The sequence below is a fragment of the Micromonospora olivasterospora genome (assembly GCF_007830265.1).
Taxonomy (GTDB): Bacteria; Actinomycetota; Actinomycetes; order Mycobacteriales; family Micromonosporaceae; genus Micromonospora; species Micromonospora olivasterospora.
Map to the genome: position 1 here is coordinate 4081529 of NZ_VLKE01000001.1, position 24159 is coordinate 4105687.

Below are 24159 nucleotides of genomic sequence, written 5' to 3' on the forward strand. Positions count from 1 at the left end.
TACGGAGCAGGTCCGATCCCTATCGGTGGTCGAGGAGAAGCGGTGAGCGAGCGCGGCGGGTGGGGTGCCACACGGCGGGCACGAGGGGTAGCGGGCAGGAGAGGCGGAGTGCGGGCATGAGCGTGGCCGGGATCGGCGAGTTCGGACTGATCGACCGGGTGACCGCCCGGCTGACCCACGGCGCGGCCGTCCTGCTGGGGCCGGGGGACGACGCCGCCGTGCTGGCCGCGCCGGACGCCCGGGTCGCCGCGTCGACCGACGTGCTGGTGGAGGGGCGGCACTTCCGGCGGGACTGGTCGAGCGCCCGTGACGTGGGGCACCGGGCGGCCGCGGCCAACCTGGCCGACATCGCGGCCATGGGGGCGACCCCGACCGCTCTGCTGGTGGCGCTGTGCATGCCGGCCGACCTGGACCCGGCGTGGGCCGAGGAGTTGGCCGACGGGCTCGCCGCCGAGGCGGGCACGGTGGGGGCGAGCGTCGCCGGCGGGGACATGTCGGCCAGCCCGACGCTGACCATCGCGGTCACCGCCCTCGGGGACCTGGGCGGCCTGGCCCCGGTGCTGCGCTCGGGCGCCCGCCCGGGGGACGTGGTCGCCGTCGCCGGCCGCAGCGGGTACGCCGCCGCCGGCTACACCGTGCTCTCCCGGGGCTTCCGTACGCCCAAGCTGCTCGTCGAGGCGTACCGCCGGCCCGAGGTGCCGTACGCGGCCGGGCCGCACGCCGCCCGGCTCGGCGCCACCGCCATGATCGACGTCTCGGACGGGCTGCTGGCCGATCTGGGGCACGTCGCCCGGGCCAGCGGCGTGGGCATCGACGTGCGGCGCGACGCCTTCGAGGTGCCCCGGCAGATGCGTGACGCCGCCCAGGCGCTCGGGGTCGACCCGTACGCCTGGATCCTCGGCGGCGGCGACGACCACGCGTTGGCGGCCACCTTCCCGCCGGCGGTCGCGCTGCCGGCGCCGTGGCGGGAGGTCGGCCGGGTGGCCGACGGCGCGGGCGTCACGGTCGACGGCGAGCCGTACGCCGGCCCGGCCGGCTGGGACCATTTCCGGTAAGGACCGCCTCCGGTCCGCGCAGGTCAGGGCCGTATCCTTCACCCTGTGAGTGAGATCGAGATTCGCGCGGCCCGCTTCGATTCGCCGGAGGCACAGCGGTTGATCCGGGCCGCGTTGGTGGACCTGGGCGAGCGCTACGGCGGCAGCGGCGACGAGACACCCGTCGACGCCACCGAGTTCGAGCCGCCGCACGGGGCGTTCCTGATCGCTCACGTCGACGGCGAGCCGGTCGGCTGCGGCGGCTGGCGCAGCCACGGTGACGACGGGGACACCGCCGAGGTGAAGCGGATGTACACGACCCCGGCGGCCCGGGGCCGGGGCGTCGCCCGGGCCGTGCTCGCCGCCGTCGAGCGGTCGGCGCGGGAGCAGGGGCGCAAGCGGATCGTCCTGGAGTGCGGCGACAGGCAGCCGGAGGCGATCGCCATGTACGCCGCGGCCGGCTACGAGCGCATCCCCAACTTTGGCTTCTACCAGGACGCCCCGGGCTGCATCTCCTTCGGCCGTACCCTCTGACCGGGCGTTGCCGACGGCCCGGCGGCCGGGCCGGCAGGGTGGGACGCCGTACGGCGCCTGTGGAGCTGCCCCGTCCACGCTACCGCGCCGCCCGCCCGCCTACGCCGCCCGGCCACCCGCGCCGCCCGCCTACGCCGCCCGCCCGCCCGCGCCGCCCCGATGATCATGGGGTTGGCGGTGGTATCTGGCCCGGTGGACGCCGCTAACCTCATGATCGCGTGAGACGGTGCGGGGCGAAGTGAGACGGTGCGGGCGGGCGCATGGGCGGGGCAGCTCCACAGGCAGCGGACCGACATGCCCGAGCCGCAGCCCGCCGTGCCCGCACGCCGAAGGCCGGGCACCCGGCGATGGGGAACACGACAAGCCGGCGGGCCCGGAGGCCCGCCGGCTTGGACGAGGTTACGAGGTCGGCGTTACCCGCGTCAGGCGCGGGTGACCTTACCGGCCTTGATGCAGGAGGTGCAGACCTGCACCTTCCGGGTGGTGCCGCCACCGGCCGGGGTACGCACCGACTGGATGTTCGGGTTCCAGCGGCGGTTGGTCCGCCGGTGCGAGTGGGACACGTTGTGGCCGAAGCCCGGTCCCTTGCCACAGACGTCGCACACGCTAGCCACGGGATACTCCTGGGTTTGAAACGTTCATGAGGTCGCCGCCAGGCGCTGCCCGGGCAACCTGGCCAGGTTACCCGACGACCACCGCGCCTGACCAACCGGCCCCGGCAGGGCACTCGCGCCGCCGCCGACGGCCGGCGGGGACACGCCGGGGCGGGCCGGTCGGCCCCGGCGCGTGTCGGTGTGCGCCAGTAGGCTTCTGGCGTGCTGGACACGCTGGACGCCGCCGCGGTGCGCCGCTGGTGCGCGGGCGGGCTGGCCGCGCTGCGCGACCACCAGGGCGAGATCGACGACCTCAACGTCTACCCGGTCCCCGACGGCGACACCGGCACCAACCTGGTGCTCACCCTCACCTCGGCCCAGCAGGCCCTGACGATGGACCGGGACACCCTTCCCGAGGGCGGGCCCACCCCGCACGGGCACGCGCTGCGGCTCATGGCGCGCGGGGCGCTGCTCGGCGCCCGGGGCAACTCGGGCGTGATCCTGTCGCAGATCCTGCGCGGCCTCGCCGACGCCCTGGCCGCCGCGCCGGAGGTGCGGGGCCGGCAGCTCGCCGCCGCGCTGCGCGACGCGGCCACCGCCGCGTACGCCGCCGTCGCCCGGCCGGTGGAGGGCACCCTGCTCAGCGTGGTCGCCGCAGCGGCCCGCGCGGCCGAGGCCGCGGACACCGACGACCTGCGCGCGGTGGTCCGGGCGGCGGCCGAGGAGGCCGCCCGCGCCCTGGCCCGCACCCCCGAGCAGCTTCCGGCGCTGGCCCGCGCCGGGGTGGTCGACGCCGGCGGGCGGGGGCTGTGCCTGCTGCTCGACGCGCTGGTCGAGGTGGTCACCGGGGAGAGCCCCCAGCGGCCGGCGCCCGCACGCCGCCCGGTCCGCCCGCCCGCCGTGGCCGTGCGGGAGACCGGCTCCGACGAGTACGCCTACGAGGTGCAGTTTCTGCTCGACGCCGAGCGGGATGCGGTCGAGCGGATGCGGCAGACCCTCGCCGGGCTGGGCGACTCGCTGGTCGTGGTCGGCGACGGGGCCGACGGGCCGCGCACCTGGAACGTGCACGTGCACGTCAACGACGTGGGCGCGGCGGTCGAGGCGGGGGTGGTGGCCGGCCGGCCGTACCAGATCTCGGTGACCCGCTTCGCCGACCGGGCCGCGGCGGTCCCGCCGGCCCCGCCCGGCGACGGCCGCGCGGCGGTCGTGGTCGCCACCGGCGCGGGCATCGCCCAGCTGTTCGCTCGGGAGGGGGCGACGGTGGTGCCGGGCAACCCGTCCACCGGCGAGCTGCTCGACGCGATCCGGGCCACCACGGCGGCCCGGGTGGTGGTGCTGCCCAACGACCCGAACACCCAGGCCGTGGCGAGCGCCGCCGCCCGGGAGGCGCACGCGCTGGGGGTGAAGGTCAGCGTCGTGCCGACCCGCTCGCCGGTGCAGGCGCTGGCCGCGCTCGCCGTGCGCGACCCGAAGCGGCGCTTCGAGGACGACGTGATCGCGATGGCCGAGGCCGCCGGGGCCTGCCGGTACGCCGAGGTCTGCTGGGCCGGCCGGGAGGCCCTGACGGTAGCCGGCCCGTGCCGGCAGGGCGATGTGCTCGCCCTCGTCGAGGGGGAGGTGCACCTGATCGGCGCCGACCTCGCCGACACCTGCGTCGCCGTGGTCGACCGGATGCTCGGCGGCGGCGGCGAGCTGGTCACGCTGCTCTCCGGCGCCGACGCCCCGGACGGCCTGGCCGACGCCGTCCGCGAGCACGTCGCCCGGCGCTGGCCGTTCGTGGAGGTCCACGCGTATCCGGGTGACCAGCCGCACTATCCGCTCCTGGTGGGGGTCGAATGACGTCCGAGCCGTCGACGGTCGACACGCCGCTGAAGAAGCTGGTCGGGGAGAAGACGGCCAAGGCCCTGGCCGCCCACCTCGACCTGCACACCGCCGGCGACCTGATCTACCACTTCCCCCGCCGGTACGACGAGCGCGGCGAGCACACCGACATCCGCTCGCTCGACGTCGGCGAGCAGGTCACGGTCCTGGCCCAGGTGCAGCGCACCGCCGTACGGCCGATGCGCCAGCGCCGGGGCAACCTGCTGGAGGTGACGGTCGGGGACGGCTCCGGCGGGGTGCTCACCCTGACCTTCTTCGGCAACCAGGCGTGGCGGGAGCGGGAGCTGCGCCCCGGCCGGTGGGGGCTGTTCGCCGGCAAGGTCACCGAGTTCCGCGGCAAACGCCAGCTCAACGGCCCGGAGTACGTGCTGCTCGGCGAGGGCGGCGACGGCGAGACGGCGGCCAACGAGGAGGTCGAGGAGTTCGCCGGGGCGTTGATTCCGGTGTACCCGGCCGCGGCGGCAGTGCCGACCTGGGTGATCGCCCGCTGCGTCCGGGTGGTGCTGGACACGTTCACCCCGCCGGACGACCCGCTGCCGGCCACCGTCCGGGCCACCCGCAACCTGGTCGGCATCGGCCCGGCGCTGCGGGAGATCCACCGGCCGTCCAGCAAGGAGGGCCTGTACCGGGCCCGCCGCCGGCTCAAGTGGGACGAGGCGTTCGCCGTGCAGCTCACCCTCGTGCAGCGCAAGCACCGGGCCGCCGCCTGGCCGGCGCGGGCCCGCCCCGCGAAGCCGGGCGGCCTGCTCGACGCGTTCGACGCGCGGCTGCCGTACGAGCTGACCCCCGGCCAGCGGGCGGTCGGCGCGGAGATCGCCGCCGACCTGGCCACCGCCCACCCGATGCACCGGCTGCTGCAGGGCGAGGTCGGCTCCGGAAAGACCGTGGTGGCCCTGCGGGCCATGCTCCAGGTGGTCGACGCCGGCGGGCAGGCCGCGCTGCTCGCCCCGACCGAGGTGCTCGCCGCCCAGCACCACCGCGGCATGCTCGACCTGCTCGGCCCGCTCGCCCGCGCCGGCGAGCTGGGCGCCGCCGACGGCGCCACCCGCGTCGAGCTGGTCACCGGCTCGCTCGGCGCGGCGGCCCGTCGCCGGGCGCTCGCCGAGGTGGCCGAGGGTCGGGCCGGGATCGTGCTCGGCACCCACGCCCTGCTGTACGAGGGCGTCGACTTCCACGACCTGGGCCTCGTCGTGGTCGACGAGCAGCACCGGTTCGGCGTCGAGCAGCGCGACGCGCTGCGCGCGAAGGCCGAACAGCCGCCGCACGTGCTGGTGATGACGGCCACCCCGATCCCGCGCACGGTGGCGATGACCGTCTACGGCGACCTGGAGGTCTCCTCGCTCACCCAGCTCCCGCAGGGGCGCTCGCCGATCGCGTCGCACGTGGTGCCGGCCGCCGAGAAGCCGGCGTTCCTCGACCGGGCCTGGCGCCGGCTGCGCGAGGAGGTCGCCGCGGGCCACCAGGCGTACGTCGTGTGCCCCCGGATCGGTGACGGCCCCGCGTCGGAGGAGGAGACCCCGCGCGAGGACGACAACGGCCGGCGGCCCCCGCTCGCCGTGACCGAGGTCGCCCCGCTGCTCGCCGAGGGCCCGCTGCACGGGCTGCGGATCGGCGTGCTGCACGGCCGGCTGCCCGCCGACGAGAAGGACGCGGTGATGCGCTCCTTCGCCGCCGGCGACCTGGACGTGCTGGTCGCCACCACGGTCGTCGAGGTCGGCGTCAACGTGCCCAACGCCACCGTGATGATCGTGCTCGACGCCGACCGGTTCGGCGTCTCCCAGTTGCACCAGCTGCGCGGCCGGGTGGGCCGGGGCTCCGCGCCGGGGCTGTGCCTGCTGGTCTCCGAGGCCGTCGAGGGCTCCCCGGCCCGGGAACGCCTCGACGCCGTGGCGTCCACCACGGACGGCTTCAAGCTGGCCGAGCTCGACCTGGAGCAGCGCCGCGAGGGCGACGTGCTGGGCGCCACCCAGTCCGGCCGCCGCTCGCACCTGCGGCTGCTGTCGCTGCTGCGCGACTCCGACCTGATCCGGGACGCCCGCGCCGAGGCGATCGCCCTGGTCGAGGAGGACCGGGAGCTGGAGCGGCACCCGGCGCTGGCCGCCTCGGTGGCCGCCCTGGTCGACGAGGAACGCGCGGAGTACCTGGAGAAGGGCTGATCCGTCCGATCGGCGCCCGCCTCGCGCGAGGTCGCGCAGGAACGTGGATGTAGTGGCCTCGCGCCGACCGGGAGGCCACTACATCCGTGTGCGAGCGTGATCATGGCGGCCCGGGGTGTCCGTCGGGCGGCCGGGCGTCGCGTAGCGTCAGGGGCATGAGCGGGAGCACACGGTGACCCGGATCGTGGCCGGGACGCTGGGCGGGCGGCGGATCGCCGCGCCCCCCGGCGCCGGCACCCGACCCACCTCCGACCGGGTCCGGGAGGCGCTGTTCAGCGCGGTGCAGGCCGACCTGGACCTGGCGGGGGCGCGCTTCGCCGATTTGTACGCGGGCTCGGGGGCCGTCGGGCTGGAGGCCCTGTCCCGGGGCGCGGCGCACGTGTTGCTGGTCGAGTCCGACGCCCGGGCGGCCCGGGTGATCCGGGAGAACATCGCCGCGCTGCGGGCCGCCCCGGCCGCCCGGCTGGTGACCGGGCGGGTGTCCACGGTGCTGGCGGGCGGGCCGGACGGCGGGCCGTACGACGTGGTCTTCGCCGACCCTCCGTACGCCGTGTCCGACGCCGACGTCACCGCGATGCTGGCCGCGCTGGCCGGCAACGGCTGGCTGGCGCCGGACGCCCTCCTGGTGGTGGAGCGGTCGAGCCGGAGCGGGCCGGTCGCCTGGGTGCCTGGCATCACCGGGGAGCGCGGCCGCCGGTACGGCGAGACCACCCTTTGGTACGGTCGCCGATCATGAGACGTGCGGTGTGTCCCGGCTCCTTCGACCCGGTGACCAATGGACACCTCGACATCATCGGGCGGGCCGCCCGACTCTTCGACGAGGTGATCGTCGGCGTGCTGGTGAACCAGTCGAAGAGCGGCCTGTTCACCGTCGCGGAGCGGATCGACATGCTCCGCGAGGTGACCGCCTCGTACGACAACGTCCGGGTCGAGTCCTTCCAGGGGCTGCTGGTCGACTTCTGCCGCGCCCAGCAGGCCAGCGTGCTGGTCAAGGGCCTGCGGGCGGTCAGCGACTTCGACTACGAGCTCCAGATGGCCCAGATGAACATCGGGCTGGCCGGCGTCGAGACGCTCTTCATGCCGACCAACCCGCTCTACTCGTTCCTCTCCTCCAGCCTGGTCAAGGACGTGGCCAAGTGGGGCGGCGACGTCTCCGCCCACGTTCCCGACCGGGTCCGCGAGGAGCTGACGGCCCGGCTGGCCCCCGGCGCCCGCTCCTGACGCCGGATCGACCCGCCGGCCGTTCCGGGCGACCCGCCCGACCCGCCGGCCGTTCGGGGCGACTCGCCCGACGCGCCGGGTGGGGTGCGCCGCCGGCCTGTCGCCCGGGCACGACATGATGGGTGGAGCGGGAACCGGGCCCCAACCCGCATCATGTAGGTCGGTTGACGAACGACAGGAGTGAGGTACCGGTGGACCCGCTCGACCGCATCGACGAACTGATCGCCATGGTGGAGACGGCCCGCTCCGTCCCGATGTCCCGGAACAACTGCATGCTCGACCGGGGAGAGGTCATCGCCGCCCTCGACGAACTGCGCGCCGAGCTGCCGGTCGAGCTGCGCCGGGCCGCCGCCCTGCTGGAGGAGCGGGACAAGATCATGGAGGCCGGTAAGCGTGAGGCCGATCGGATCATCAGCGAGGGTGAGGCGGAACACGCCCGGCTGGTGTCGGTGAACGAGATCACGGTCTCCGCCGAGCACGAGGGCGCCCGGATCATCGCCGAGGCCCGGGCCGAGGCACAGCGGCTGCGCGAGGAGGTCGACGACTACGTCGACACCGCTTTGGCCAACTTCGAGCAGTTCCTCACCCGGGCCCTCGCGTCGATCGAGCGCGGCCGGGACAAGATGCACGCGCTGCGTGAGATCGGCACCTTCGCGGGCGACGAGGCGGAGCGCCCGCTACCCTTCTGACCGGCACCTCAGCGACCGACAGGCGGGGGCGGGCGTCGGCCCCCGGTTCGACGGTCCGGCGGTCGCCCAGGTAACCTCTTTTGTCGGCCCCTCACCGGCCGGAGTCTAACTATGCCCAAACACTCGCCAAGCACACTCGACCCCAGGTCGCCGCTGGTCCTCGACACGAGGGACCTGCCGCGTCGGCCTGGCGCCTTGCGTACGGTCAAGCGGGTCGTGCCGGCACCGGCGGACCTCGGCGTGGAGTTGATCGGCGTGCCGGAGGGCGCTGACCTCGACCTCGACCTGAGGCTGGAGTCGGTGTCCGAGGGGGTGCTCGTCTCCGGGACCGTCAGCGGTCCCGTCAAGGGCGAGTGCAGCCGCTGCCTGCGCGAGATCGACGACTCGGTGGTCGTAAGGATCCAGGAGCTGTACGCGTACGAGAACAGCACCACGGACACCACGACCGACGAGGACGAGGTGGGCCGGATGCAGGGCGATCTGATCGACCTGGAGCCGGTGCTGCGGGACGCGGTGGTGCTGACGCTGCCGACCAACCCGCTCTGCCGGGAGGACTGCCCAGGCTTGTGCCCCGACTGTGGGGTGCACTGGGATGATCTGCCGGCCGACCACAGTCACCAGCAGATCGACCCGCGTTGGGCGGGCCTGTCGCAACTGACCCGTAAAGAGGAGTAAGAACCGTGGCCGTCCCCAAGCGCAAGATGTCGCGCAGCAACACCCGGTCCCGCCGGGCGCAGTGGAAGGCCGCGGCGGTCGCGACCGTGGCCTGCCCGCAGTGCAAGTCGGCGAAGCTGCCGCACGCCGCCTGCTCCGTCTGCGGCACCTACAACGGCCGCCAGGTCCTCGAGGTCTGACCTGGACGCCGAGTGACGTCCCCGACCCCTGGTCGGGTGACGCGCGCATCCTGGCGATCGCCCGGTGTCCCGGCTCCGGCCGCCGCCGGCCGGCCAGTTCCGGCCGGCGTCCCGGTGGAGCCGGGCACCGCGCGGATCGCCGTTGACCTCCTCGGCGGGGACGACGCTCCCGCCGTCGTGGTTGACGGCGCTCTGCGGGCCATGCGCGCCGACCCGGACCTGCATCTGCTGCTCGTCGGCCCGGCCGAGGCCGCCGACGAGGTGATCGGTGCCCTCGACCCGGCGCAGCGCGCCCGGGTCACGGTCCGGCCGGTGCGCTCCGCCGTCGGCATGGCCGACCATCCTGTCGCCGCCCGTGCCGACAGCACCGTCCGGTCGGCGGTCACCGCCGTCCGTGACGGCATCGCCGACGCGGCGGTCTCCGCCGGCGCCACCGGTGCCACCGTGACCGCCGCGGCCCTCGCCCTCGGCCGGTGGCCGCACGTGCGGCGGCCGGCCCTGGTCGCCACCCTGCCGGCGCTCGCCGGTCCGGTGGTCCTGCTCGACGTCGGCGGCTCCCTGGAGCCCGGTCCGGCCACTCTGGCCCGGCACGCCCTGCTCGGCGCGGCCTACGCGGCCGTCGCGCACGCCGTCGCCGAGCCGCGGGTGGGGCTGCTGTCGGTGGGCACGGAGGCCGGGAAGGGCGACCGGCTGCGTCGAGCCGCCGACCACGCCCTCGCCGCCGTCCCCCTACCCTGCGGGGCGCGCTACGTCGGCTTCGTCGAGGGGTACGACCTGGCCTCCGGCACCCGCGCCGACGTGGTGGTGACCGACGGCTTCACCGGCAACGTGCTGCTCAAGGCGATCGAGGGCGCGTACGCGATGGCCGGCGGCCCGCCGGCCAGCGGTGGCGCCCCCCGGGCCGCCGCCCTGCTCGGCGTCGCCGGCACGGTGGTGGTGTGCCACGGCGCCGCGCGCGGCGAGGACGTCGCCTCCGGCATCGCCCTCGCCGCCCACCTCTGGCGCCGCGGCGCCACCGACACCGTCGCCGCGCTGTTGGGCGGCGCCCCCGAGGCCGGGCTGTCCTCCGGCGACCACGCCGAACGCACCACCGACACCGGGGTGAGCCTGTGACCGCCCGACCCGTCCAGTCCCGGCCCGGCGGGGCGCGTCCCCCCGTGGCCGGTCGGCGGGTGTGCCCAGCGGGCCGCCCAGCCGCGAACGAGAAGGTAACCGCACCATGACCAACGACAAGCGGCGGCGCGCACCCGTCGGCCACCTCGAAGCGGCGTTCGGCGTCTCGATCGAGCCGGACCTGCTGGAGCGGGCGCTGACCCACCGCTCGTACGCGTACGAGAACGGCGGCCTGCCCACCAACGAGCGGCTGGAGTTCCTCGGCGACTCGGTGCTCGGCGTGGTGATCACCACCGCGCTCTTCCACAATCACCCCGACCTGCCCGAGGGGCAGCTCGCGAAGCTGCGGGCCAGCGTGGTCAACATGCGGGCGCTGGCCGACGTGGCGCGGGCCTCGGCCCCGCCGGCCTCGGCGCGTACCTGCTGCTCGGCAAGGGGGAGGAGAGCACCGGCGGGCGGGACAAGGCGAGCATCCTCGCCGACACCCTGGAGGCCCTGCTGGGCGCGATCTACCTCCAGTACGGGCTGGACACCACCGCCATCGTGATCCACCGGCTGTTCGACCCGCTGATGGCCGAGTCGGCCCGGCGGGGCGCGGCGCTGGACTGGAAGACCAGCCTCCAGGAACTCACCGCCGCCCTCGGGTTGGGCGTTCCCGAGTACCGCATCGAGGGCACGGGGCCGGACCACCTCAAGACGTTCACCGCCTGGGTGGTGGTCGCGGGCAACCGCTACGGCGGGGCCGAGGGCCGCAGCAAGAAGGAGGCAGAGCAGCGGGCCGCCGAGTCCGCGTGGCGGGAGCTCACGGCGCAGGCCGAGCGGGAGCAGGCCGGGCGGGACGCCGCCGAGGCGGCCGGCGCGGCCTGGGACGGCGCCGGCAACCCGGTGGACGCCGAGGCCGGCCGTGCCTGAGCTGCCCGAGGTCGAGACCGTCCGGCAGGGCCTGGCCCGGTGGGTCCCCGGGCGGCGGATCGCCGCCGTGGAGGTCCGCCACCCCCGGGCGGTCCGGCGGCACCTGCCCGGGCCGGCGCACTTCGTCGACGTGCTGGCCGGGCGGACGGTGCGCGAGGTACGCCGCCGCGGCAAGTACCTGTGGCTGCCGCTGGACAGCGGCGACGCGATCGTCGGGCACCTCGGCATGTCCGGCCAGCTCCTGCTCCAGCCGCCCGCCGCCGCCGACGAGCTGCACCTGCGGGTGCGGTTCCGGTTCGGCGACGACGGCCCGGAGCTGCGCTTCGTCGACCAGCGCACGTTCGGCGGGCTGGCGGTGTCCGTCGGCGGGGCCGAGCTGCCCGCCGAGATCGCGCACATCGCCCGGGACCCGATGGACCCGGAGTTCTCCGACGCCGCCTTCGTCGCCGCCCTGCGCCGGCGGCGTACGGAGATCAAGCGGGCGCTGCTCGACCAGACCCTGATCTCCGGGGTGGGCAACATCTACGCCGACGAGGCGCTGTGGCGGGCGCGGCTGCACGGCGCCCGGCCGACCGACGCGCTGACCCGGCCGGCCGCGCTGCGGCTGCTCGGCCACGTCCGGGACGTGCTCGGCGAGGCGATCACCCAGGGCGGCACCAGCTTCGACGCGCTCTACGTCAACGTCAACGGCGAGAGCGGCTACTTCGACCGTTCCCTGAACGCGTACGGGCGGGAGGGCGAGCCGTGCCGACGGTGCGGGGCGCCGATGCGCCGGGAGGCGTTCATGAACCGCTCCTCGTACAGTTGCCCGCGCTGCCAGCCCCGGCCCCGAGGGGCGCTCCGGGGCTGACCCGGGGAAGTTCCGGGACGGGGCCGGCGTGCCGCGCCCGACCCGGTCCGTTCAGGCGTATTCCATCCCTTTGGTGCGGATCGGTGGGCCGAGCGGCCGCCTCCCCACGACCTCCGGGACGAGCCGGGGCCGGACCCGGATGTCCCCGCGCCGCCCGCTGCCTAACGTCGGCACCGACCGGCCAGACGGGTCGGCGAGGAGGGGGATCCGGGTATGGGCAGGCGGCCGGTGACCGTGCGGCTGGCACGGTGGAGCGCGGAGCATCCGTGGCGGGCGATCGCCCTGTGGGCGGTGTTCGTGGCGGTGTGCTTCGTCGGGGGGAACGCCGCCGGGCTGAACGAGGCCAGCAAGCCCGACCAGGCGGTCGGGGAGGCGGGGCGGGCCGGGCTGATCGTCGCCGACGGCGACTTCCACGACCCGGCGCTGGAGAACGTGCTCATCACGCCGCGCACCGGAAAGCTGGACCCGGCCGCGGCCAAGACCGCCGCGGACGACGCCACGGCCCGGCTGCGGCTGGTCGAGGGGGTGGCCGGGGTGGGGGCCCCGGTGCCCTCGCGCGACGGGGACGCGCTGCTGCTGCCGGTCACCATGTCCGGCGACCCGGAGACCGCCTCGGATCGGGTGCAGCCGCTGCGCGACGCGACGGCGGCGGCGCAGGCGGCGCACCCGCAACTGCGGATCGAGCAGGTCGGCGGGCCGTCGATCGGCAAGGCGCTCGACGACACCCTGGGCGAGGACTTCAAACGGGCCGAACTGCTCAGCCTGCCCGTGACCCTGGCCATCCTGGTCGTCGCGTTCGGCGCGCTGATCGCGGCGGGCGTGCCGGTGCTGCTGGCGCTCTCCTCGGTCGCCGCCGCGATGGGGCTGTCCACCATCGCCTCCCACCTGGTGCCGGCGACCGACACCACCGCCAGCGTCATCCTGCTGATCGGCATGGCGGTCGGCGTGGACTACTCGCTGTTCTACGTGCGCCGCGAGCGGGAGGAACGGGCGAAGGGCCGGTCCGGGCTGGACGCCGTGGAGATCGCGGCGGAGACCTCCGGGCACGCCGTGGTGGTCTCCGGCTTCGCGGTGATCATCTCGATGGGCGGGCTGCTGCTCGTCGACGACGCGGTCTTCTCGTCCCTCGCGGTCGGCTCGATCCTCGTGGTCGCCGTCGCGGTCATCGGCTCGCTCACCGTGCTCCCGGCGCTGCTGGCCAAGCTCGGCCGCTGGGTCGGCCGGCCCCGGGTGCCGTTGCTGTGGCGGCTCACCGCGCCCCGCACCGGCCCGGACGGCCGTCCGGCGCGCCCCCGGTTCTGGCCGGCGGTGCTCCGGCCGGCGCTGCGGGCGCCCCTGGCCACCCTGGTCGTGTCGGTGGGACTGCTGCTCGCCCTGGCCGCCCCGGCGCTCGGCATGAAGCTGAAGTTCCCCGGCATGGAGGACCTGCCCCGCACCACGCCGGCCATGCAGGCGTACGACCGGCTCATCACCGCCTTTCCCAGCACCGGCACCAGCCACACGGTCGCCGTCCGCGCCCCCGCCGAGCAGGCCGACCGGGTACGCGCGGCGCTGGCCGACCTCGCCGGACGGGCCGGCACCGACCCGCTCTTCGCCCCGGCCGAGGCGGACGGCCCGAAGATCGAGGTGTCGGCCGACCGCCGGGTGTCGGTGCTGGAGGTCGCCACCCCGTACGCCAGCCGCACCGACGAGGCCGTGCGCTCACTGCACGAACTGCGCGACGACCTCGCGCCGGCCGCCCTGCGTGGTATCCCCGGCATCGAGTACGCCGTCGGCGGCGGGGTCGCCGACAGCGAGGACTACGCCGCGCACATCCGCCAGAAGCTGCCGCTGGTGATGGCGTTCGTGCTGGCCCTGACGTTCCTCGTGATGGCGTGGACGTTCCGGTCGGTGGTGGTCGCGCTCACCTCGATCGCGCTCAACCTGCTCTCCGCCGGTGCCGCGTACGGGCTGCTCGTGCTGGTCTTCCAGGGCGACTGGGCGGCCGGGCCGCTCGGCTTCACCTCGATGGACGCGATCGTGACCTGGCTGCCGCTGTTCCTGTTCGTGGTGCTGCTCGGGCTGTCGATGGACTACCACGTCTTCGTGGTCAGCCGGATCCGCGAGGGGGTGCGCGCCGGGATGGGCAACCGGGAGGCGGTCGCGTACGGCATCACCTCCTCGGCCGGCGTGGTGACCAGCGCCGCGGTCGTGATGGTCGGCGTGTTCGCGATCTTCGCGACGCTGAGCACGATCGACATGAAGCAGCTCGGCGTCGGCCTGGCGGCGGCGATCCTGCTCGACGCCACGATCATCCGGGCGGTGGTGCTGCCGTCGCTGATGACCCTGCTCGGTGACGCCAACTGGTGGGCGCCCCGCTTCCTGCGGGCCCGTCCGCCCGCCCCACCCGCCCCACCCGCCCCACCCGCCCCACCCGCCCCACCCGCCCCACCCGCCCCGGAACTGCTCGCCACCCGCTGACCGACGTCCGGGCACCCGCCCCCCGCCCCCACCCCACCGCGATCTGACCGGTAAATGACCTGTACCACGACGGGTTTTGGGCGCGGTGGGCTGGCCCGGTGTTGATGGCCAGCCCGGGCGGGGTGGGGGTGTGGGGTCAGGTTGTCGGTTGCAGGGTGACGGTGTGGCCGAGGGCTTCGAGTTGCCGGACCAGGCTGTTGATCTTCCGGGTGGTGTTGATACGGCGTTCGTGGAAGTCGGCGCCGAGATCGTGGTAACGGGCGGTTGGGTCGTTGAGCAGGTGCCAGATGATCACGAGGATGGAGCGGGCGACGGCGACCTTGGCCTTGCCTTTGCCTCGACGTGTGACCAGACGCCGGTAGCGTTCGGACAGGAACGTTCCCTTGCCGCGGGCGACGGTGGCTGCGGCCATACCGAGGGCGCCTTTGAGGTACGGATTGCCTTTGCCTGTCTTGCCCGCGGTGAGGCTGGTACCGGACTGGATGGTGCGCGGACACAGCTTCGCCCAGGACACCAGGTGCGCCGCGGTGGGGAACCGTGTCATGTCCAGACCGATCTCGGCGATGATCAGTTGCGCGGACTCGGTGCTGATGCCCGGGATCTCGGCCAGGCGCCGCGGGGCGTCTGGCGCCGGGGTGTCGCCGTCGCCGCCGCCCGGCTGGGAGGGTGGGTCGATGTCGTCGAGTATCTGCCCGATCCGTGTGGTGAGTTTCGCGATCTCGGTGTCGAGGCGGTCGATCTGGTCGAGCAGGATCCGGGCCAACTCGCCGTGATGGTCGTCGAAGCGGCCGGTGAGTGCCTCGATGAGGGCGTTGCGTTTGCGGCGCAGCGCTCCGTGGGCCAGCGAGGCGAGGGTCGCCGGATCACGTTGACCGGCGATCAACGCCTCAACCATGTCCCGCGTCGACACCGTCCGCAGGGTGGAGGCCACCGACGACACCTTGATCAGGGCGTCTTCAAGCAGTTTCTCCAACCTCGACCAGTAGCGGGTCCGGTCCCGGACCAGATCCACCCGCATCCGGGTGTAGTCACGCAACACCCGCACCGGAGCCGGAGGCACGAACGAGGGCCGCAACAGGCCCTTCTCGGTGAGCTTGGCCAACCACACCGCGTCCAGCTTGTCGGTCTTCGGCCGCCCGGGCACGTTCTTGACGTCACGGGCGTTGACCAACTGCACGTCCAACCCGGCTGCCTCGAACAGGTAGAACCAGATCCGCCAGTAGTCCGACGTGCTTTCCACGGTGACCTTCTCCACCCCCGCCGCCACCAGATCGGCGGCAAGGTCACTGACCGCGTTCGTGGTCGCCGTCACCTGCCACACCCGGCTCACCCGCCGCCCACCCGCGGCGGGTAGCCGGGTACACACCATCCCCGACTCCTTGGCCACATCGACCGCACACACCCGCTCCCAGACCTTCTCGCTGTCAGCGTCCGGGATCTCTTCGGGTAACCCGCGCATCCGCCCGCGTCCCTCCTCACCGTGATCGACCAGTGGGTAGGTCGCCCGGGGGCCTCGGTCGGGAACCGAAAATCTGACCGGCGTGCTCGAAGCAACAGTGCGTGACCCACAAGAGTCCGGGCCCCGGTGCCAGACTTGCAGACGGCCTCAACTAGACCAAGATCGATCGGCGTCGGCGGGTGACCTGTCCACCATTTTCACGCCTGCGAGGCGTCCCGAAAAGACCGGGTGACTTGCAGTTTCGGCCCGGACAAAGCCGGCGAAGGCCGCGAAAAAGGGGCCAGAAGTGCAAGATCGCGGGGGAGGGGGAGGGGGAGGGGGAGGGGGAGGGGGCGGGGGAGGGGCGGGGGCGGGGAGGGGCGGGGGTGCGTCAGGGGGCGGATGGGCAGGGGGCTCGCCAGGCGGTCAGGTCGCGGGTCTTGCGCATCGACACGAAGCCGTAGCCGACCGTGGTCACGCAGAAGTCCGCCGGGTCACCGGCGTACTCGACGTGGAACACCGGCTTGCCCGCGTCGGCGAACGGCAGCAGCCGGTCGCACTCGCGCAGCCGGACGCACTCCTCGTTCACCGCGAAGTCGAAGTCCGGTGCCAGCGACGCCACCTGCGGCAGGTCGTTCAGCAGCCCCGGGGAGAGATCCAGGGAGCGGGCCAGTTGGGCGGCCCGCCGGTTGAACAGCACCTGGTCGTCGAAGTCGAGGGGGAAGCCGGGCCGGCGAGCGTACCCGTCGGCGTCCGCGAGGGCCACCGCGCCGAAGCCCTTGCCCCGGCACAGCCGGAACCGGTCCGCCAGGATCGGCCGCAGGACCTCCCACCGCCGCACGTCCACCCACCGTACGCCCGGCCGTCCGGCCGCGGCGCCGCGCACCGCCGCCGGGTAGCGGTCCGCGTCCGGGTCCGTCCGGGCGTACGCGCCGACGCTCACCTGGCACACCAGCCGGCGGTCGCGGGCGCGCAGCGCGGACGTCTCGGCGGCGGTGGTACGCAGCCCGTCGAGCAGGAACACGTCCGCGTCCACGCCCGTGTCGAGCGGCCCGCTGAGCTGCCACTGCCAGCGCCAGTGTCGGGCAGACTCGGTCGGCCACGGGGTCGGCGCCCCCGGCGGCGTCCACTCCACCCGGCAGCCGCCCGCCGAGGCGAGCAGCGCGAGCGCCACGAGCGAGCGCAGCGTCCGGCGCGGACCGTGCCCGCCACTGGGCGACGGCAGCCGGATCCGCATCGGCAGCTCCCGGGTCGCGGGCGGCGCCCGGCCACCCGATCGGGTACGCCCACCGTGACGTGTCCACGCCCGTCCCGGCGTACCTCACCCGGTTCAACGAGTGCCGCCCCCCGCGCGACGCGCCTCAGCGCGGAGTACCGAAGTCCTGCGTCCAGTACGGCCCGTTGCTCGTCGCGACGCCCACCCCGATCTCGGTGAAGGAGCAGTTGAGGAGGTTCGCCCGGTGACCGGGGCTGTTCATCCAGGCGTCCATCACCGCGGCCGGGGTCCGCTGGTTCCAGGCGACGTTCTCCCCGTACGCCCGCCAGGTGTACCCGACGCGGTCCAGGCGGTCGCCGACGTCGCTGCCGTCGCTGCCGTCGTGCGACATCTTCCGGTGGTCGGCCTGGTCCTGGCTGTGCCGCTGCGCGGCGGTCATCAGCTTGTCGTCGATCTTCAGCGCGGCGCAGCCGGCCTTGGCCCGCTCGGCGTTGACCAGGTCGACGACCTCCTGCGCCTGGGCGCTGACGCCCTTCACGGTCGGGGCAGTGGTGCGGGGCGCGGCGGGCGTGGTGCCGCGCTGGCCCGCGACGCGGCCGTGGTCCGGCTGGGCGCCGGCGCCGGCCTGACCGCGCGGCTCGGCGTGGGGGAGGGCGGGCGCTGGTCGGCGCGGCGCTGGGCGAGGGGGCGAGCAGGGGATCGGCCGACGCCGACGCCTCGTCGGGTACGACGGGAGCGGCGGCGGCGAAGTCGTCGACCGCGGCCGCGTCGGTTCCCGCGTCGTCGCGGCCCGGCAGGGCCAGGGTGCCGACGCCGAGGCTGACCAGCAGCGTGGCCGCCGCCGCGGCGCCGCCGATCAGCAGCCGCCGCGGCACCCGGCGGGCCGAACCGTGCCGGCGTTCCCCGTCGGCCGGGGCGTCCCCGGCCCCGCCGACGCGATGCACCGCGACGTCGACCGGTTGCCCGCCGACTCCGGGCCCGCCGACTCCGGGCCCGCCGGGACCGGCGACTTCGGGCCCGCCGGGGCCGGCGACCGGGAGCAGGCGGGTCTGCTCCGCCACGTCCGGATCGGCGGGCCAGGCCGACGGTTCCCGCGCCGGCCCGGCGTCCCACCGCCCGGTCGGGCGGTCCCGCCACGGCTCGCCCTCGGGCTGCCAAAATCCCCCCTCGGGCTGCCACGACTCGGTCCGGGCCTGCCCCGACTCGTCCTCGGGCCGCCACGACTCGGTCCGGGCCTGCCCCGACTCGTCCTCGGGCCGCCACGACTCGGTCCGGCCCTGCCCCGACTCCTCCTCGGGCCGCCACTGCGCGGTGGGCTCGCGCCGCCAGGGCTCGGCGTCCGGCTGCCGCCAGGGCTCGGCGGTCTGCTCCGTCCAGGGCTGCGCCGCGCGCTGGTCGCCCGCCTGCTGCTCCGTGAGCCAGCCGCCCCACGGCTGCTCGCCGGCCCGGTCGGCCGGCGGTTGGTCGGATCGCCGCCGGTCGGCCCACGGGTGGTCCGCGGGTTCGCGCCGAGGCTCGTCGCGACGCCGCCGGTCGTCCGGCTGGTCGGGCTCGTCCCCGAACAGGTACGCCGACCGGGGCGCCGGCCGGTCGGTCAGCCAGGCCGGCTCGTCGGCCGGGGGCGCCTGCCGCCGGCGGGCGTTCTCGGGGTCGTCTCCGTCGGTCCAGCCGTACACGCCTCTGCCTCCCAGGGGTCGGTTGCGGGCCGGGCTGACCGTACGGGTGCGCCGTGACCTGCGGCAACGTGGCTAAGAAAGAGTTAAGGCGAAGGCGGCTCGCGTGGGGCTCCGTTCCGGAGATCCCCGGCGTACAGTAAAGGTGTCCGGACAGAGCGTGTCCGAGCCTTACGGCAGCCCCCGGCAAGCGGACAGGCCGACGTGGAGATGATCTACGGCCTGTGGGAACTTGACGAAGGAGGGGGTGTCGGCTCAATATGGAGTTGTCGCCAGTCGCGCCCGGCCGTGCCCAGAATCGCTGGGAATGGTAGTCGCGAACGAGTGGGCGCGCGTTGGCCGGCCTTTCCGGCAGCGCATATCAAGGAGTCAGCATGGCGAAGGCCCTCTACGGCCACGTAGGTGCAGCGCCCGATCGGCGTCTGCTCGACGAGGTCACCCGACTGCGGTCCAGGGTTCAGGCACTGGAGTTCGAGATCACGCGTCTGCGCGCCGAGAATGATCGGCTGGCAGCGGCCGCGGCGGAGGCGGACGACCTCCTCCGTCTGGCCGAGCCGGCGCTGACCTGATCCGCCGGTTGTCCGATAACTGAATCGCACCACGCAAAATCGCGCGCCGACACTTTCGTGCCGGCGCGCAGCCATGTCCGGGCCCTTCCCGGTCGCCATTTCCCGATCATGTCGCCCGTTGATCTGTTCGTCATTGGCCGAGGGCCGCCCCCGGCGAAGTGGTCATTGACCGAGGACAGTGTTCTTGAGCACGTCCGATCCGTACCGGGAAAGGCCGGTACGGGCGGCCCGGCGGCACCGGCGGGCGGCACCGGGGCGGGTCGCGTGCCGGGCCCCCGGCGGTCCCGGGTTAGTCTGCGGGTTTACCAGGTCCGCGCAGCCCGCGACGGTACGGTGGCCACCGGACGAGGATCGAGAAGGTGTATCTCAAGAGCCTGACGGTGAAGGGGTTCAAGTCCTTCGCCTCCGCGACGACGCTGAAGCTGGAGCCGGGGATCACCTGCGTGGTCGGCCCGAACGGCTCCGGCAAGTCCAACGTCGTCGACGCCATCGCGTGGGTGCTCGGCGAGCAGGGCGCCAAGGCGCTGCGCGGCGGCAAGATGGAGGACGTGATCTTCGCCGGCACCGCCGGGCGGGCGCCGCTGGGCCGGGCCGAGGTCACCCTCACGATCGACAACACCGACGGCGCGCTGCCGATCGAGTACACCGAGGTCTCCATCACCCGCCGGATGTTCCGCTCCGGCGAGAGCGAGTACGAGATCAACGGCGACTCCTGCCGGCTGCTCGACATCCAGGAGCTGCTGTCGGACTCCGGCATCGGCCGGGAGATGCACATCATCGTCGGGCAGGGCCGCCTCGACGGCATGCTGCACGCCAAGCCGGAGGACCGGCGGGCGTTCATCGAGGAGGCGGCCGGCGTCCTGAAGCACCGCAAGCGCAAGGAGAAGGCGCTGCGGAAGCTCGACGCGATGCAGACCAACCTCAACCGGCTCACCGACCTCACCGCCGAGCTGCGCCGCCAGCTCAAGCCCCTGGGCCGGCAGGCCGAGGTGGCCCGCCGGGCCGCCGTCATCCAGGCCAACCTGCGCGACGCCCGGCTCCGGCTGCTCGCCGACGACCTGGCCACCCTGCGCGCCACGCTCGACAGGGAGATCGCCGACGAGAGCGCCCTGCGCGAGCGGCGGGAGCAGGTCGAGGCGGAGCACACCGAGGTCCAGGCCCGGCTCGGTGAGCTGGAGGCCGCCCTCGCCGAGGACGCGCCGCTGCTCGCCGCCGCCCAGGACACCTGGTACAAGCTCTCCGCCCTCCAGGAGCGGTTCCGCTCGATCGAGCAGCTCGCCCTGGAGCGGCTGCGCCACCTCAGCGCCGGCACCGACGACGAGCGCCCGGGCCGCGACCCCGACCAGTTGGAGACGGAGGCGGAGCGGGTCCGCGAGCAGGAGGAGGAGCTGCGGGCGGCGCTCACCGACGACCAGATCCGGCTGGCCGAGGCGGTGGAGCACCGGCAGGAGCTGGAACGCCAGCTCGCCGCCGCCGAGCGCGAGTTGGTCGCCGCGGCCAAGGCGATCGCCGACCGGCGGGAGGGGCTGGCCCGGCTGACCGGGCAGGTCAACTCGGCCCGGGCCCGCACCACCAGCGCCGGGGAGGAGATCGAGCGGCTCGCCGCCGCGCATGCCGATGCGCTGGCCCGCGCCGAGCAGGCGCAGGCCGAACTGGACGCGGTCGCCGAGCAGTCCACCGAGGCCGACCGCGACAACGCCGATCTCGACGCGCGGCACGCCGAGGCGGTGGCCGTCCAGGAGAAGGCGCAGGCCGCCGTCCGGTCCCTCACCGACGCCGAGCGGGCCGCCGAGAAGGACGCCGCCACCTGGAAGGCCCGCGAGGAGGCGCTGTCCATCGGCCTGCGCCGCAAGGACGGCGCGGGAGCCCTGCTCGCCCGCGCCGGCGACGTACCCGGGTTGCTCGGCAGCCTGGCCGGCCTGCTCACCGTCGCCCCCGGCCACGAGGCCGCCCTCGCCGCCGCGCTCGGCGGGCTCGCCGACGCGGTGGCGGTCAGCGGGGTCGACGAGGCCGTCGAGGCGATGCGGCTGCTGAAGATCTCCGACGCCGGCCGGGCCGGCCTGCTGGTCGGCAGCCCCGCCGGCCCGGGCATGGACGGGCCGGCCGACGCGCTGCGCCCGAAGCTGCCCGACGACGCCCGCTGGGCCCCGGACCTGGTCGAGTGCGCCGCGGCGATCCGCCCCGCCGTCCACCGGGCGCTGCGCGACGTGGTGCTGGTCGACGACCTGGCCGCAGCGTCCGAGCTGGTGGCCGGCAACCCGGAGCTGCGGGCGGTCACCCCCGACGGCGACGTCGTCGGCGCGTACGCGGCGGCCGGCGGGTCGGCCAAGGCGCCCAGCTTCATCGAGGTGCAGGCCGCCGTCGAGGAGGCCCGGGCCAACCGGCTCGCCGCGGAGCGGACGGCCGTCGAGCTGCGCGAGCAGCTGGTCGAGGCGCGCGCCGAGGTGGCCGCCGCGAAGGAGACCGTCCAGCACGCCGCCGCCGCCAAGCGGGAGGCCGAGAGCCACCGCAACGCCGCCGCCCGCCGGCTCGCCGAGCTGGGCGCGGCGGCCCGGTCGGCGAAGGCGGAGACCGACCGGCTCGGCGAGTCCCGGGCCCGCGCCGAGGCCGCCCGGGAGCGGGACCTCCAGGCACTCGCCGAGCTGGAGGAGCGGCTGCGGCTGGCCGAGGCCACCCCGCTCGACGCCGAGCCGTCCACGGAGGAGCGCGACCAACTGGCCGCGATGGTGCCGCAGGCCCGGCAGAACGAGATGGAGGTCCGGCTCGCGGTGCGTACCGCGGAGGAGCGCGTCTCCTCGATCGCCGGCCGGGCCGACTCCCTGCGCCGGCAGGCCACCGCCGAGCGGGCCGCGCGGGAGCGCGCGGCGGCCCGCCGGGCGGCCCGCGCCCGGGGCGCCGGGATCGCCCGGGCCGTGGTCGGCGGCGCCCGGGAGGCGCTGACCCGGCTCGCCGTGTCCATCGCGCGGGCCGAGGAGCACCGCGACGCCGTGGCGCGCGAACGCGCCGCCCGCGAGGCCGAGCTGTCCGAGGTACGCGGCGCGGCGAAGCGCCTCGGCGCGGAGCTGGAGCGGCTGACCAGCCAGGTGCACCGGGACGAGGTGGCCCGCGCGGAGCAGCGGCTGCGCATCGAGCAGTTGGAGGCCAAGGCAGCCGAGGACTTCGGCCTGGACGTGGAGACGCTGGTCGCCGAGTACGGGCCGCACCAGCCCGTACCGCCGACGCAGGCGGACCTGGCCGCGGCCGAGCGGGACGGCCTGCCGGTGCCCGAGCCGGTCCGCTACGAGCGGCCGGTGCAGGAGAAGCGGGCCGCCAAGGCGGAGCGGGAGCTGGTCCTGCTCGGCAAGGTCAACCCGCTGGCGCTGGAGGAGTTCGCGGCGCTGGAGGAGCGGTTCAAGTTCCTCTCCGAGCAGCTGGAGGACCTCAAGGCCACCCGCCGGGACCTGCTCACCGTGGTCAAGGACGTCGACGACCGGATCCTGGAGGTCTTCGCCAGCGCGTTCGAGGACACCGCCCGGGAGTTCGAGCAGGTCTTCACCGTCCTGTTTCCCGGCGGCGAGGGGCGGCTCGTGCTGACCGACCCGGAGAACCTGCTCACCACCGGCGTCGAGGTCGAGGCCCGCCCGCCCGGCAAGAAGATCAAGCGGCTGTCGCTGCTCTCCGGCGGCGAGCGGTCGCTGACCGCGGTGGCCATGCTGGTGGCGATCTTCCGCGCCCGACCCAGCCCGTTCTACATCATGGACGAGGTCGAGGCGGCCCTCGACGACGTCAACCTCGGCCGGCTGATCACCCTGCTGGCACAGTTGCGGGAGAAGAGTCAGCTGATCGTCATCACCCACCAGAAGCGGACGATGGAGATCGCCGACGCCCTGTACGGGGTGACCATGCGCAGCGGGGTCACCCAGGTGATCAGCCAGCGGCTCAACCGGGCCGACGACGAGCGGGAGAAGAACGAGTGAGTCGGGAACGTGCCACGGCGCTTCTGCTGGACCTCGACGGTGTGCTGCGGCGCTGGGACCCGGCGGTCGCGGCCGGCGTCGAGCGGGAGTACGGGCTCACCGAGGGCGTACTCGGCGAGATCGCCATGTCCTGGGGGCTGCTCCAGCCGGTGCTCACCGGGCAGGTCAGCCACGCCCAGTGGATGAGCAGCGTGGCGGACGCGCTGACCCCGTCGGTGGGCGCAGACCGCGCCCGCGCGGCAGTGCGGGAGTGGCAGCAGTACCGGGGCGAGGTGGACCCGGACGTGCTGGCGTTCGTCCGCGAGGTGCGGACCGCCGGGGTGACGGTCGGGCTGGGCACGAACGCCACCGACCTGCTCGACGCCGACCTCGCCGCGCTCGGCCTCGTCGGCGAGTTCGACGTGGTGGTCAACTCCTCGGCGGTCGGGGTGCACAAGCCGGCCCCGGCGTACTTCCGGGCCGCCTGCGAGGCGCTGGGGACGCCCCCGAAGCAGGTGCTGTTCGTCGACGACGAGGACCGGGCGGTCAGCGGGGCGCGGGCCGCCGGGCTGTCCGCGTACCGGTGGAGCGGGCCGGAGGGGCTGCGCTACCTGCGGGCGGCGCTGGAGCCGACGCAGGGCTGAGCGCGCCCCGGCGCGTGGAAGACCCGCTGCGGCAGTATCCGAAGGTCAAAGGCCCAGGTGGACTCCGGCTACCAGGGCTTGGCCCGGGACTTCCCCGACCAGGTCAGCGCCCCACCGAAGCGACCACGCAAGGACGCCGACGAAACCCAACATACCGAGTACGACAACGCCCGACATGCAGTCATCACAACGGATCTGCGTGGAACACGCCATCGTGCAACCGAAGCAGTGGCGACCGCTGCAACGCTACATCGGACGCCGAGAACACTTTGAAGACACCATTCTCGCCATTGCGGGACTGGTAGCCGGCCGCCCTCGTCCCGGCGGCACTCTCGAAGATCGCTGTGGCTCACCAGCCCGCTCCGACAGGCGCGGAGACCGACGTCG

20 protein-coding genes and 1 pseudogene are annotated in these 24159 nt (G+C 74.6%); 17 read left to right on the plus strand and 4 right to left on the minus strand.

Annotated features, from left to right (window positions below):
- Window positions 1-116: 116 nt before the first annotated feature.
- Together JD77_RS18885 and JD77_RS18890 are read left to right on the plus strand one after the other, a co-directional pair.
- The gene (locus JD77_RS18885) at window positions 117-1055 is read left to right on the plus strand and encodes a thiamine-phosphate kinase (protein WP_145775525.1); all 939 of its coding nucleotides are present in this window, start codon (window positions 117-119) and stop codon (window positions 1053-1055) included.
- A 45-nt stretch (window positions 1056-1100) separates the two neighbouring features.
- Window positions 1101-1568 (plus strand): GNAT family N-acetyltransferase, encoded by a 468-nt coding sequence (locus JD77_RS18890; protein WP_145775526.1) that lies wholly within the window; start codon window positions 1101-1103, stop codon window positions 1566-1568.
- A gap of 422 nt (window positions 1569-1990) precedes the next feature.
- Here the strand turns inward: JD77_RS18890 and rpmB are convergent, their stop codons facing one another.
- Window positions 1991-2182, minus strand: coding sequence for a 50S ribosomal protein L28 (gene rpmB, locus JD77_RS18895; RefSeq protein ID WP_145775527.1), 192 nt, complete (start codon window positions 2180-2182; stop codon window positions 1991-1993).
- A 201-nt stretch (window positions 2183-2383) separates the two neighbouring features.
- Here rpmB and JD77_RS18900 point away from each other — a divergent pair, with 201 nt between their 5' ends.
- The 11 genes and pseudogenes from JD77_RS18900 to JD77_RS18955 all read left to right on the plus strand — a co-directional run bounded on the left by JD77_RS18900 (window position 2384) and on the right by JD77_RS18955 (window position 14297).
- Window positions 2384-4000 carry a DAK2 domain-containing protein gene (locus JD77_RS18900; protein WP_145775528.1) on the plus strand — a complete coding sequence of 539 codons (1617 nt, stop codon included), beginning with the start codon at window positions 2384-2386 and terminating at the stop codon, window positions 3998-4000.
- Window positions 3997-6198 (plus strand): ATP-dependent DNA helicase RecG, encoded by a 2202-nt coding sequence (gene recG, locus JD77_RS18905; protein ID WP_145775529.1) that lies wholly within the window; start codon window positions 3997-3999, stop codon window positions 6196-6198. The genes JD77_RS18900 and recG overlap by 4 nt, the downstream gene beginning before the upstream one ends.
- Before the next feature lie 172 nt (window positions 6199-6370).
- Window positions 6371-6934 carry a 16S rRNA (guanine(966)-N(2))-methyltransferase RsmD gene (gene rsmD / locus JD77_RS18910; protein ID WP_145775530.1) on the plus strand — a complete coding sequence of 188 codons (564 nt, stop codon included), beginning with the start codon at window positions 6371-6373 and terminating at the stop codon, window positions 6932-6934.
- On the plus strand, window positions 6931-7419 hold the full coding sequence (gene coaD / locus JD77_RS18915; protein WP_145775531.1) for a pantetheine-phosphate adenylyltransferase: 489 nt from the start codon (window positions 6931-6933) through the stop codon (window positions 7417-7419). The genes rsmD and coaD overlap by 4 nt, the downstream gene beginning before the upstream one ends.
- A 191-nt stretch (window positions 7420-7610) precedes the next feature.
- Window positions 7611-8108 (plus strand): SPFH domain-containing protein, encoded by a 498-nt coding sequence (locus tag JD77_RS18925; RefSeq protein WP_145777657.1) that lies wholly within the window; start codon window positions 7611-7613, stop codon window positions 8106-8108.
- A 111-nt stretch (window positions 8109-8219) separates the two neighbouring features.
- Window positions 8220-8783, plus strand: a complete 564-nt coding sequence (locus JD77_RS18930) for a YceD family protein (protein ID WP_145775533.1) — start codon at window positions 8220-8222, stop codon at window positions 8781-8783.
- A 5-nt stretch (window positions 8784-8788) separates the two neighbouring features.
- Window positions 8789-8962 (plus strand): 50S ribosomal protein L32, encoded by a 174-nt coding sequence (rpmF, locus tag JD77_RS18935; protein ID WP_145775534.1) that lies wholly within the window; start codon window positions 8789-8791, stop codon window positions 8960-8962.
- A 114-nt stretch (window positions 8963-9076) separates the two neighbouring features.
- Complete coding sequence (locus JD77_RS18940; protein WP_211372606.1) at window positions 9077-10075, plus strand: phosphate acyltransferase PlsX; 999 nt, start codon at window positions 9077-9079, stop codon at window positions 10073-10075.
- Window positions 10076-10181: 106 nt separating this feature from the next.
- A pseudogene (rnc, locus tag JD77_RS18945) lies at window positions 10182-10987 on the plus strand (ribonuclease III).
- Complete coding sequence (mutM, locus tag JD77_RS18950) at window positions 10980-11837, plus strand: bifunctional DNA-formamidopyrimidine glycosylase/DNA-(apurinic or apyrimidinic site) lyase (RefSeq protein WP_145775536.1); 858 nt, start codon at window positions 10980-10982, stop codon at window positions 11835-11837. The pseudogene rnc and the gene mutM overlap by 8 nt, the downstream one beginning before the upstream one ends.
- 213 nt (window positions 11838-12050) lie before the next feature.
- Window positions 12051-14297, plus strand: a complete 2247-nt coding sequence (locus tag JD77_RS18955) for an MMPL family transporter (protein ID WP_145775537.1) — start codon at window positions 12051-12053, stop codon at window positions 14295-14297.
- 136 nt (window positions 14298-14433) lie between these two features.
- Here JD77_RS18955 and JD77_RS18960 read toward each other — a convergent pair whose 3' ends face one another.
- From JD77_RS18960 to JD77_RS35180, 3 genes are all read right to left on the minus strand, one after another.
- Window positions 14434-15756 (minus strand): IS110 family RNA-guided transposase, encoded by a 1323-nt coding sequence (locus tag JD77_RS18960; RefSeq protein ID WP_145775538.1) that lies wholly within the window; start codon window positions 15754-15756, stop codon window positions 14434-14436.
- A 370-nt stretch (window positions 15757-16126) separates the two neighbouring features.
- Window positions 16127-16972, minus strand: coding sequence for an endo alpha-1,4 polygalactosaminidase (locus JD77_RS18970; RefSeq protein WP_145775539.1), 846 nt, complete (start codon window positions 16970-16972; stop codon window positions 16127-16129).
- Between the two features lie 124 nt (window positions 16973-17096).
- Window positions 17097-17489: a CAP domain-containing protein gene (locus JD77_RS35180; protein WP_342799651.1), complete on the minus strand. Its 393-nt coding sequence runs from the start codon at window positions 17487-17489 to the stop codon at window positions 17097-17099.
- Window positions 17490-17841: 352 nt separating this feature from the next.
- Here JD77_RS35180 and JD77_RS35185 point away from each other — a divergent pair, with 352 nt between their 5' ends.
- The 4 genes from JD77_RS35185 (at window position 17842) to JD77_RS18990 (ending at window position 23772) form a co-directional block, all read left to right on the plus strand.
- A complete protein-coding gene (locus tag JD77_RS35185) occupies window positions 17842-18684 on the plus strand; it encodes a hypothetical protein (RefSeq protein WP_342799652.1) in 843 nt (280 codons plus the stop codon).
- Window positions 18685-18998: 314 nt separating this feature from the next.
- Complete coding sequence (locus JD77_RS18980; RefSeq protein ID WP_036374707.1) at window positions 18999-19193, plus strand: hypothetical protein; 195 nt, start codon at window positions 18999-19001, stop codon at window positions 19191-19193.
- Between the two features lie 359 nt (window positions 19194-19552).
- Window positions 19553-23149: a chromosome segregation protein SMC gene (smc, locus tag JD77_RS18985; RefSeq protein WP_145775540.1), complete on the plus strand. Its 3597-nt coding sequence runs from the start codon at window positions 19553-19555 to the stop codon at window positions 23147-23149.
- Complete coding sequence (locus tag JD77_RS18990) at window positions 23146-23772, plus strand: HAD family hydrolase (protein WP_145775541.1); 627 nt, start codon at window positions 23146-23148, stop codon at window positions 23770-23772. Before smc ends, JD77_RS18990 begins: the two co-directional genes overlap by 4 nt.
- The last annotated feature ends 387 nt before the right edge of the window (window positions 23773-24159 follow it).